Source organism: Alcaligenes sp. (assembly GCF_050255915.1).
GTDB lineage: Bacteria > Pseudomonadota > Gammaproteobacteria > Burkholderiales > Burkholderiaceae_B > Alcaligenes > Alcaligenes aquatilis.
On the sequence record NZ_JBFWIQ010000025.1, the window covers coordinates 1 to 10,837 of the forward strand.

At 55.8% G+C, this 10,837-nt stretch carries 8 protein-coding genes and 1 pseudogene; 4 read left to right on the forward strand and 5 right to left on the reverse strand.

The features are described from left to right. Positions 1-1,670: ATP-dependent DNA helicase (locus AB7E06_RS19025; RefSeq protein WP_427958144.1), on the forward strand; the 1,670-nt coding region annotated here is incomplete at its 5' end. Positions 1,671-1,918: 248 nt separating this feature from the next. Further along, positions 1,919-3,427 carry an IS21 family transposase gene (gene istA / locus AB7E06_RS19030; protein ID WP_427958146.1) on the forward strand — a complete coding sequence of 503 codons (1,509 nt, stop codon included), beginning with the start codon at positions 1,919-1,921 and terminating at the stop codon, positions 3,425-3,427. Between the two features lie 45 nt (positions 3,428-3,472). Here istA and AB7E06_RS19035 read toward each other — a convergent pair whose 3' ends face one another. Next, positions 3,473-4,699 (reverse strand): IS5 family transposase, encoded by a 1,227-nt coding sequence (locus tag AB7E06_RS19035; RefSeq protein WP_427958157.1) that lies wholly within the window; start codon positions 4,697-4,699, stop codon positions 3,473-3,475. 148 nt (positions 4,700-4,847) lie between these two features. Here AB7E06_RS19035 and istB point away from each other — a divergent pair. Both istB and AB7E06_RS19045 read left to right on the forward strand, forming a co-directional pair. Next, positions 4,848-5,601: pseudogene (istB, locus tag AB7E06_RS19040) on the forward strand (IS21-like element helper ATPase IstB). Positions 5,602-5,823: 222 nt separating this feature from the next. Next, positions 5,824-7,239, forward strand: a complete 1,416-nt coding sequence (locus AB7E06_RS19045) for a transposase (protein ID WP_427958148.1) — start codon at positions 5,824-5,826, stop codon at positions 7,237-7,239. A gap of 226 nt (positions 7,240-7,465) precedes the next feature. Here AB7E06_RS19045 and AB7E06_RS19050 read toward each other — a convergent pair whose 3' ends face one another. The 4 genes from AB7E06_RS19050 to AB7E06_RS19065 all read right to left on the reverse strand — a co-directional run. Next, entirely contained in the window at positions 7,466-8,911 is a 1,446-nt protein-coding gene (locus AB7E06_RS19050; protein WP_427958150.1) for a serine/threonine protein kinase, read from the reverse strand. A 781-nt stretch (positions 8,912-9,692) separates the two neighbouring features. Further along, positions 9,693-9,863 carry a hypothetical protein gene (locus AB7E06_RS19055; RefSeq protein WP_427958151.1) on the reverse strand — a complete coding sequence of 57 codons (171 nt, stop codon included), beginning with the start codon at positions 9,861-9,863 and terminating at the stop codon, positions 9,693-9,695. 77 nt (positions 9,864-9,940) lie between these two features. Continuing rightward, positions 9,941-10,348, reverse strand: coding sequence for a DUF6573 family protein (locus tag AB7E06_RS19060; RefSeq protein ID WP_427958153.1), 408 nt, complete (start codon positions 10,346-10,348; stop codon positions 9,941-9,943). 134 nt (positions 10,349-10,482) lie between these two features. After that, positions 10,483-10,837: JAB domain-containing protein (locus AB7E06_RS19065; RefSeq protein ID WP_427958155.1), on the reverse strand; the 355-nt coding region annotated here is incomplete at its 5' end.

The following is a 10,837-nucleotide window of genomic DNA, read 5'->3' on the forward strand; positions in this document are numbered from 1 at the left end:
TGGTGGCCGAACATGGCCGCACCTATGGCGATGCCCTTGACACCATAGACAACGCCATACGTGAAGGCCGATTGGTGTTTGATGAGCCCACCTATGCCACCCGTGTAGCCCTGGAGGCAGAGCAGCGCATTGTGCAGGCAGAACGGCAAGGCCGGGGTACCGTGCAGCCCACATTGCCCCCTGCCACACTGTACGATGCCCTGAAAGACAAGGGCCTGACCGCCGGCCAACGCAAAGCCGTAGAACTGATTCTGAATCACCCCAACCAGATCACCGGCATACAGGGCATGGCCGGCACGGGCAAATCGTATGCCCTGCAGACGGCCAAGGAACTGCTGCAGCGCCAAGGGTTGAGCATGGTGGCGCTGGCCCCTTATGGCAGCCAGGTGAACAATCTTCGCGAAGATGGCATTGCCGCCCAAACCGTGTCGGCCTTCCTGAACGCCCGCAACAAACGCCGGGCCAGACACGACATGAGCCCGAAAACCGTGGTAGTGATTGACGAAGCCGGGGTAATTCCTGTGCGCCAGATGGACAAACTGCTGGCCCAGGTGCAAGCCACAGGCGCCAAGATCGTAACGCTGGGCGATACGGCACAAACCAAAGCCGTGGAAGCCGGCCGCGCCTTTGCCCTGCTGCAGGAGCAAGGTATGAAAACCGTGGTGATGAGCGACATTCAACGTCAGCAAAGCGAACGGCTGCGCCAGGCCGTGACGCTGGCGGCGACCGGCCGGGCAAGTGAATCGCTGAAACTGCTCGATGACGTGGTGTGCATTCCGGATGCCATCACCACTGATGAACATGGCGGAAAAACCCGTGATGGAAAGGATAGATACAACGCGATTGCTCAGGAATACACCGCTCTGAGTGCGTTGGAGCAGGGTAAAACCCTGATCGTGACCGGCACCAATGCATCACGCCAGGCCATTAACGAACGCGTGCATGAACTGCTGGGATTAAAAGGCCAGGGCAAGATGTTCACCCTGCTGACCCGCCACGACACCACCCGCGCCGAGCGGCGCTGCGCGAAGTATTACACCCAGGGCGACATCATCCAGCCCGAACGCAACTACCGCTGCGGCCTGCAACGCGGGCACTTGTATAGGGTGACGCGCTGCGATGAGCATGCTGACCGGATCAGTGTGGTGCCTTACGGCAAACCTGCATCGGAAGCCATCGAGGTCAACCTTAGAAGCCTGTCGAAGCTTTCGGTGTACCGCGAACACCAGGCCGAACTATCACCCGGCGACTGGGTGCGGATCACGCGCAACAACGCCGAACTGGATCTGGTGAACGGACAAAGGCTACAGGTGGTGCACGTGTCAGACACACATGTGACCGTTCAGGCCGCAAACCGCTGGATTGAACTGCCTGACGGTCAACCGCTGCACCTGGATCACGCTTACGCCACAACAGCCCACAGCGCCCAAGGACTGACCTGTGACCGCGTGCTGTACAACGCTGAAAGCCAAAGCAGAACAACAGCCCAGGATACCTACTACGTGAGCATTTCGCGGGAGAGGCACAGTGTGAAGGTGTTTACGAATGATGAGGCGAAGTTGCCGGAGGCGGTGGCAACGGCAAGGAGGAAGGGTCTGGCTATTGATCTGGCCGGGAGGGATGGGGTAAAAGGAGGAAACATTGATTCATTTTTTGACGCAAATTTATAGAGAATCCAATGCTCCTCAGAGCGTGACCGCCAAATGATTGGTGTGTGCGTTTTCCAGGCCAAAGTGGACGCCTAGTCCACGGCAAACTGGACACTGATTCCAGGCCAAACTGGACGGCCGGTCCACGGCAAACTGGACAGTGATTCCAGAGCAAACTGGACATCTTTGAGCGAGCGAACCAAGCGGGATAACCGCCATGTCATCCTTCGATTTTTTCGGAGGATGACGTGGCCAACAAGAGGTTATCCATGCGTCGCATCAAAGAAGTTTTGCGGCTGTACTTTGAACAGAAGCAGTCCCGGCGGCTGATCGCTCAGGCACTGGGCGTTTCACCTACCACGATTGGCGATTACATCCTGCGCGCCCAGGCGGCTGGTCTGGGCTACCCGTTGCCGACCGAGATTGACGATGATGAGCTGAATCGTCGGCTCTTTCCGGTGCCTCCACCTGTGACACTGAAGCGGCCTGAGCCCGACTGGCCCGCCATCTATGCTGCCATGCGAACTCCGGGCATGACGCTCACGCTGGCGTGGCAGGAATACAAAGGCATCCACCCTGACGGCTATCAACTGAGCTGGTTCTGTAATGCCTACAAGCGTTATATCGGCAAGCTGGGCATCACCCTGCGTCAGCATCATCCGGCAGGCCGCTGTTTCGTTGACTATAGCGGCGCAACCGTTGACATCATTGATCCTGAGACGGGCGAGGTGCGCGTGGCCCAGATTTTTGTCGCCACCCTGGGGGCATCGAACTATACCTACGTTGAGGCCACCTGGAGTCAACGACTACCCGACTGGATTGGCGCGCATGTTCGACTGATGGCCCATCTGGGCGGCGTGCCAGGCGTCATCATCCCCGACAACCTTAAAAGTGCCGTCACCGCCGCCTCCTTCTACGACCCGCAGATCAATCCTACGTACCGCGAGCTTGCCGCGTATTACCGGTTTACGGTGTTGCCCGCCAGAGCGCGCGAGCCACGTGACAAGGCCAAGGTGGAGAACGGGGTGCTGATTGTGCAGCGGTGGATTCTGGCGCGCCTGCGTAACCGACGTTTTTTTAGTTTGGCTGACCTGAATGCCGCGATCGGCCAGTTGATGCGGGATTTGAACACACGTGCGTTTAAAAAGTTGCCCGGCAACCGTCAAACCTTGTTCGACACCATTGACCGGCCCGCACTGAGCGCGCTGCCGGATACCCCGTATGAGTATGCCCAATGGGGCCTGGCCCGCGTGAACATTGACTGCCACATCGAGGTCGACGGCCATTACTACTCCGTCCCCTATCGCTGGTTACGTCAACAGGTCGATACCCGGCTGACCGATACCGTGCTGGAGGTGTTTGCCAAGGGCAAGCGTGTGGCCAGCCACGTACGCTCGTACGTCAAGGGTCGCCACAGCACGGTTGCCGAACATTTACCACTCAAGCATCAGCAGTACCTGAATTGGTCACCCGAGCGGATGAGCCGTTGGGCCGAACAGATCGGCCCCTGGACTAAGGTGGTCATTGATCGATTGCTTGCCGCCCGGCGCCACCCTGAGCAAGCCTATCGAACATGCCTGGGCGTATTGCGGCTGGGCAAGTCCTACGGCAGTGATCGGCTGGAAGCCGCATGCCGTCGCGCTGTTCACGTCAATGCACTGTCCTACCGGTCCATCCAGTCCATTCTGAAGACCGGCATGGACAAGCATCCTCTGCTTATCGATTCTCCACAAACCACAACCTTGCCACTGCATGCGAATGTACGTGGCCCTACTTAGTCCGCGCTGAACAATTCAGTTTTTTAGTAAAGGGGTGGCAGTACATCACACCGCCATCCCGTGTTTTTCATTGATTGGGCCAACCAACCACACCAGCATCAGGGCGTAAAAAAGCCGCAGCCGGCGCAGCAGCAGGCGAATGTTGTGGCCAGCACCGCACAGAATGGCATGAATGGCATCACCCAACCGCCCCATGAGCCAGTTTCTGTCCAGTTTTCCGTCCGATTTCATATGGCCGATCGTCGGCTCAATCGCACTTCGGCGTTTGATCATCGCTTTCAGGCCTTTGGTGATACCTCGGCGCTGGCCTGATCGCAGTATTCGGGTGCCCGGTACCTCAACACCTCGGTACCCCCGATCCACAACGGCGGTATGAATGGGTGTCTCGCTCAGAATGCTGGCTTGCTCCAACGCTTCTGGCAACGTATGCCCGTCGTACGGATTGCCGGGCATAGAGCGTGCTCCGACGACAAACCCTTCTTTCAGCGTTGTGGTGATCGAGACCTTCACGCCAAACTCGTAGGGCGTGCGGGCCTTGCCCTTGGAGATGCACTCGACTTCGGGCGCGTGAAGTGCGTAAAGCTTGTTCTTGTCTTTGGTGCGCTGGGTCAGAATCTGTTTCGTGCGCAGCACTTTATTCATGCGCTTGAACTGCCTGGCGTGGGCATAACGGCCTATCTGCAAGGCCAGTTTCGGCGCTTCCCGGTTGTAGTTCTGGCGCAGCTTCAAGCCACATTCGCCCGCCGCCTTCACCAAATGCTCACGGCTGCGCTCGAGCAGACGAGAGTCCGTGGGATGTGCCACGGCTTTGGGCATGACCGTGGTATCCACAATCACCGTCTTCAAACTGCTCTTGCGTACCGCTCCGGAGCGCTGACCCGCAGAAATGGTGACCGCCAGCAGCTCTTCAATCCCTTCTTCGCCCAGACGCTGGCGCCAGCGCGTCAGGCTCGACGGGTCAATCGGCGGCTCGATTTGCAAGTACGTTTCACCGGTAAACACTTGCCAATACGGGTTCTCGACCCAGCCCCACACGACATCGTCATCCGAGAGGTCAAACGCGTGTTGCAGATACAGCAGGCCGGCGATCAATCGGGGCGAAGTCGCCGGGCGGCCACGCCCTGACTTGAAACGACTGGAGCACACCGCATCGATGCGTTCCCATTCAATCAAATCGGCCAGCTTGACCAAGGGATGCTTCAGGTTGATTTGCTCGCGCAGCGTCTGGCGGAACAACTCGCCTGATCCTGGAATAATCGGCTTGGGGCCCATAAAAACACCGGAGAAATTTGCAGGAAAACCTGCCCACATTATCTCAAATCCTGCAAATTCAAACCACCAAAATTACCCTGAAACCCGCACCAGCATTGGCTTGCAGGATTGTTCAGGGCCGACTACTTATTATCATTAAGGAGTCCGAATGCTATTGCATCCGACATTAGACAAACTCAGGGCGCTCAAGCTGATGGGGATGGCACGTGCGCTTGAGCAACAACAGGCCCAGCGCGACATCGACGCACTGTCGTTCGAAGAGCGCCTGGGCTTGTTACTCGACCAAGTACACCCTGCGTGACAGCAAGATGCTGGCTGCCCGGCTCAGCCGGGCCAAACTCAAGCTGGCAGCCACCCCTGAGGACGTTGACTTCAAGGCCGCACGCGGCCTGGACAAATCGGCCTTCATGGCGCTGCTGGACACCCGTTGGGCCAGTGCTCGTTGCAACATCCTGATTACCGGGCCCACCGGCGTGGGCAAAACCTATCTGGCTTGCGCCCTTGCGAATCAGGCATGCCGCCACGGATACACGGCGCTGTATTGCCGCATGACTCGATTGTTCCCGGAACTAGCGCTGGCCAAGGCGGACGGACGACACCCCAAACTGTTGGCGCAGATTGCCAAGGTCGATGTTTTATTGCTGGATGACTGGGGCCTGGCACCCATGACGCCCGAGGCCCGGCACGATTTATTGGAAATACTGGATGACCGGCATGGACGCAGGTCAACGATTGTGACCAGCCAGCTGCCCGTCGAACACTGGCACGAGGCCATCGGGGATGCGACCCTGGCCGATGCCATTCTGGATCGCCTGGTGCATAACGCCCATGCGCTCAAACTACGCGGCGAATCGCAGCGTAAAAGCCGTTCAACATTGACTGTCGCCGACGTTTCGGCATAAAAACTCAACAACCCCGCGTCGCTTCGCTCCGAGGCGTCCAGTTTGCTCTGGATCACGTGTCCAGTTTGCCGTGGAATAGCTGACCGCTTTGCCGTGGAATGCGTGTCCAGTTTCAGCGGAATACGCAGTGTGACAGGTTTCGGCCTATTGTGTTGAAAAACTCCCCGAAATGCACGCATTTGGATATCCTAACGTTTAGTCGATAAACGGGAGGATGCCGCGATGATGGGTCAACAAACAGGCTTGCAGGATAGGCTTTTTTATTCCTTCAACCTGGATGATCACATACCTCAGACGCACTTGTTGCGCGGCATTGATCACTTTTTTGATTTGGGCGATTTGCGTAAACATCTCGCCCCTTTTTATAGCCACACAGGTCGGCCATCAATTGATCCGGAACTGATGGTGCGCATGCTGATCGTGGGCTACTGTTTTGGCATTCGCTCTGAGCGTCGGCTGTGCGAAGAAGTTCACCTTAATCTAGCGTATCGTTGGTTCTGTCGCCTGGGGCTTGAAGATGCGGTGCCCGACCATTCAACTTTTTCCAAGAATCGGCACGGTCGCTTTCGCGATAGTGAGGCATTACGTCATGTGTTCGAGTCTGTCCTGCGCCGGTGTATGACCGAAGGCCTTGTGGCGGGCGAAGGATTCGCCATTGATGCAAGTGTCATCAAGGCTGATGCCAATCGAGCCCGTAGTATTCCCGGCACTGACGCCGTTGATTGGCGTCAACGCGAGCAACAAAGCCGCGCAGTGCGCGAGTACCTCGAAGCGTTGGAGGGAAGTAATCCTACCGATGCGGACATCCTCGCATCGACAGATCCGACGACGCCTGCGAAGAACATTTCGTTAACCGATCCTGCCGCGCGTTGGACTGCAGCCCCAGGTGGTCCAGCTTTCTACGCTTACTCGACCAACTACCTGATCGATTTACAGGCAGGCATTATCGTGGATGTGGAAGCCACTCCGGCCTATCGAACCCAAGAGGTGCAGTCGACCAAGGTCATGGTGGATCGGGTAGCGCAACGGTTCGAGCTCAAGCCTCGTCGTTTGGTGGGCGATACTGCCTATGGAACGGGCTCTATGCTCGGATGGATGGTTCAGGAAAAAGGCATTGAGCCGCACGTTCCCGTTTGGGATAAAACCGAACGCAAGGATGGTACTTTCTCAAGCAGTGACTTTACTTGGGATGAACAGGAAAACGAGTACCGTTGCCCGGAAGGACATGCATTACGCAGCGACAGGCGCGCATTCAAAAATCCACGCACACGCATTACCAAAGCGGACACGATTATCTACCGATCCGGCCAATCTGATTGCACTGCCTGCCCGCGGAAAGGCCAATGCTGTCCAAACACACCCACGCGTAAAATCGCTCGTAGCATTCATGAAGCTGAGCGGAATGTGGCGCGGGCCATTGCTGCAACACCTGAGTACCAGCAATCACGCTGCGACCGAAAGAAGGTTGAGATGCTATTTGCTCACCTCAAACGCATCTTGAAGCTGGATCGGTTGCGACTACGGGGACTCTCCGGGGCACAAGACGAGTTCTTGCTGGCGGCGACTGCGCAAAATTTACGACGAATGGCCAAGTGGCTCATGCCAAGCGTTCAAAAGACACAAGAAATACCCGTCTGAGGGTAACGAAGGGACGGAATTCCTGAAGCAATTGCGTCGCGCCGAAAAACCAACCATCCCAAAGCAACTTGAGCAGTCCAATTTCTCAGCATTCAAACCGAGTTTTTCAACACAATAGGTCGGAGGTTGCCGTTGGAAATCGTCTGCTTTCGACCCTCAAGAGACATCTGAACTCCTGATTTCATCGCCTTAGAGCAGCCAATCAATGCTGCCCCAAACATATGACCTAGTCGCATTGTGAATTACGTGCGATGTAAGCCCTGAATTGTTCTTCTGACATCTTATTGTGCCTAGCGTCGTAGGTGCTTGGGTCCGCGTTGTAGGCGGATCGGGTGCTAAAGAAGACAAATGCACCTTTGAGATAGCGAGCGGCAGGCCTAGCCGAATCGGGCAAGGGCTCGCCGTTGTATTCGTTTTGTTCCCAGCACGCGTAAGCTTCATAGTGCCCCGGCGAGATCTCAGTCAATGCCTCAGAGCTTCGCTCACTATTGAGCGCATTCTTGACGCCACTTGGCTCTAACGGTGCAGCTTCAAGTCGGAAGTAACTCCAGCTCGTGTTGTTTCCAAAAGACTCGAAGGTAAGCTTCGCCGGCTTCAGAAGCTCCACCATTTTCTCGCCAATATGAAGGGCTATCATCCCGCTTTCGGCGGCCGTTGACACAGCTGTAATTGTGTTTCCTCCGCCTGTGGGATAGAACATGTGATTTAGGGACGGAACCTTAGCAATTTCCGCAAGCACCAAACAGATGGCGTCAACACCCTCCCATGTGCTGCGTGTCGGGGCACCTAATGGGAAAAGTTTACGCGTGAGCTCGGTCCACTCGGTCAGGTTCTGTGTGTGGAAATCCTTGCAGATAGAGAGCCATTCTTCTAATCGTGCGATGACGCCCGTCATTGTTGGTCTCCGGTCGGGTTCTGTATCCGTGCATTCCTCAAGCAGGCGGTCCAGCGTGGTTGTGTACGTGTTCACCAGGTAATTGGAGAGTGCCAATGTGGAAAGTGGACTGTATTGACCATCAAAGCCCAGTTCTTGGCCCGTCAGCGCAATCCAAAGCGATTTAGCGAATGAGTAAACGTCTGCAGGAAGGCCATTTGCCGAGTGGGCCTGTCTGCGCATCTCAGGAGCCATGGTGAACTTTGCGCCAACATCCCGACGAGGTGGGGTGATTGCAGTACGCTCTGGGTACTTTACAAGTCCGAAATCAGACAGGCAAAGTCGACCTTCATAGTGCAGGAAGTTAGCAGGCTTAATATCCCTGTGAGAAATGCCTTGAGCGTGCAGTTGCTGAAGCGTCTTGGCCAATTCGATAAAATCGTCAACGATTTCGAATGGTTGGCGCCCATGGATGTATTTCTCAAATGGAATAGCAACAGGCATTGTGAACCACGGCGTCGAACCAGACTTGTCATCTGGAACGTATTTCTCGATCAGCGGAATGATTCCTGACATGCGCCCCAACTTTTCAAGCGTGCTGGTCTCGATTTTGAAGCGCTCATAGGTTTCATTGCTAACTGATCGCAAGATCTTTATGGCTTGGGATGGCTGCTCTGGCTTTGCTGCTTTCCAAACATCGCCATTTCCTCCGGCGCCGATTTTCTCTTCCAGCAGCCATTCCCCAAATTCACTTCCAACATTCAGCTTCTTGGATGCTTTCATCTTTTTCTTTGCCATATACAAAATTTCACCGCAATTGTGTAACACTATCCAAGAAATTACTACCTGCCCCTTCCTCGCGATTTGAGCGACTGCAAACCTGCCGCTCGGAACAGACCGCTCCTGGCCGTTTTCAGGCAGTCAACCATGCTCTCTCGAAAGAGATTCCACCTCAAACATGGTGCCAGAGGCACCTACGTCCTCAACCCCTATCCATCCGCTCATCGGATGATCCACAAGTGGTGCAACGAAAGTCTCAAACTGTCTCAACCAAGTATCCAGCAGATACCTTTACCGTATCCGACTCATCTCCCAACCCATCACGCAGCCGAACTACGGCAGATCGCCCGAACTGAAAGCCACAACCGACCCACATGAAATGTTATAAAAATCAACAATATTAACAATAACCCAGCTCTGCTTCAGCCACAAACAATTTCGCTCGCAAACCTCCCGAAACCAACCCATCCCTGCATTCCCTCCACCCAACCGGGGTGCGTCATGTGTGACGCCTTTAAGACGCCTTTAAGGGATGAAACACGCTTCACGTTTCAGCACGTCAAGGCGTCTGCAGGCACGTCAGTGACTGCAAGGTCTATGCCCTGGGGCCCGGAAACGCCGGGCAACACTCACCGTCACCATCACCCCAAAAAAGGGAACGCATCCCCTCCCCCGCATCACTCAGGCATTCAACTAGCGCATACCACCACCAGCAGCCGAAGCGCACGATTCAGCTTGATGTATGAAAAAAGGCTGCGCTGGCACCCAGCCAGTGCAGCCTTTTTTCCGCCTTCCGCTGTTACTGCAGCAGACCACCACCGGCGTTCGCCGCGTCCTGCAGGACGGGAAACTCCAGCAAACGGCAAAGTATGCCCAGCTCTTTGGCTGTCATGGGCGGTAGCCGGTACGAAATACCCAGAAAATGAGACCGCCAAACGGCCTGTGCCAGGCTATCCAGATCATGCGTCATGATATCGCGTTCCTATGAATGATTTCGACGATCCGGCGCCCTGCTTTCGCGGGCCTGCCGGATCCGGGTATCTCGTTTCAGTCTTCGCCGGGAAGCGAAATCGTGATCACGGGTTCCCCGGTATCACCGGGGCCAATTTGCATCACCAGCGTGGTCCGACGGAGCTTCACGCCCTTGCCGCTCACCGGCACGCGATACACATCGAACACCGTGCGGGACATGCCTTCGCTGCGTCGTGCGGCCAACATGGCCATGTACACCACATCCCACAGCCTGCCCTCCTCATCCTGCAATATCGCCTTGCGGTCGGCAGTGGCTTGTGACCACTCCACACAATCGGCCCATGCGGTTCTGGTCATGGCGACCGGAGCCCTGAACCCTGCTTCGACGGCTGCCTCGCTGATATCGACAAGCATCCCGTCAGCCATCGCCTGTCTCCGCGTGTAGCAGTGAACCAGGTGATCTTCAATGGCGAAAAATTCCATTGCAAACTCCCTTATTAGTCTTGTTGCGAGTGATTCTTACTCCGGAGTTAATAGTTTTGACACGTCGCAACATAAAAGTTCCAAACAGTTTTTCTTTTCATAACGCGGGCCGGTGATAAACCGACCCGCTTAGATCAAATCAGCCCCATGGAAGCCATTGATGACGTGCCCAAACCGGTCACGATGATGTGATCCAGCAAGCGAAGATCAATCAGCGCCAACGCCTTTCTTAGGTGCGTCGTCAAGGTGATGTCGGCCTGGCTGGGGGTCGGCGATCCGCTCGGGTGGTTATGGGCCATAATCACTGCTGAAGCATTCAAACGAAGCCCCGTCTTCACGACCTCACGCGGATAAACCGACGCCTGGCTGATGGTGCCCTGCGATATTTCCATGTATCGAATCAGCCTGAACTGGTGATCCAGATACGCCACGGCGGCGCACTCGTGGCCCAGGCCAGCCAGCTTGGCCTTGAAAAACGCCTCGACAACC

What these genes read in the sequence shown, in the direction of transcription:
- AB7E06_RS19050 (WP_427958150.1), bottom strand. Translation starts at nt 8,911, where the DNA reads ATGGCAAAGAAAAAGATGAAAGCATCCAAGAAGCTGAATGTTGGAAGT.
- AB7E06_RS19045 (WP_427958148.1), top strand. Translation starts at nt 5,824, where the DNA reads ATGATGGGTCAACAAACAGGCTTGCAGGATAGGCTTTTTTATTCCTTC.
- AB7E06_RS19055 (WP_427958151.1), bottom strand. Translation starts at nt 9,863, where the DNA reads ATGACGCATGATCTGGATAGCCTGGCACAGGCCGTTTGGCGGTCTCAT.
- AB7E06_RS19060 (WP_427958153.1), bottom strand. Translation starts at nt 10,348, where the DNA reads ATGGAATTTTTCGCCATTGAAGATCACCTGGTTCACTGCTACACGCGG.
- AB7E06_RS19035 (WP_427958157.1), bottom strand. Translation starts at nt 4,699, where the DNA reads ATGGGCCCCAAGCCGATTATTCCAGGATCAGGCGAGTTGTTCCGCCAG.
- istA (WP_427958146.1), top strand. Translation starts at nt 1,919, where the DNA reads ATGCGTCGCATCAAAGAAGTTTTGCGGCTGTACTTTGAACAGAAGCAG.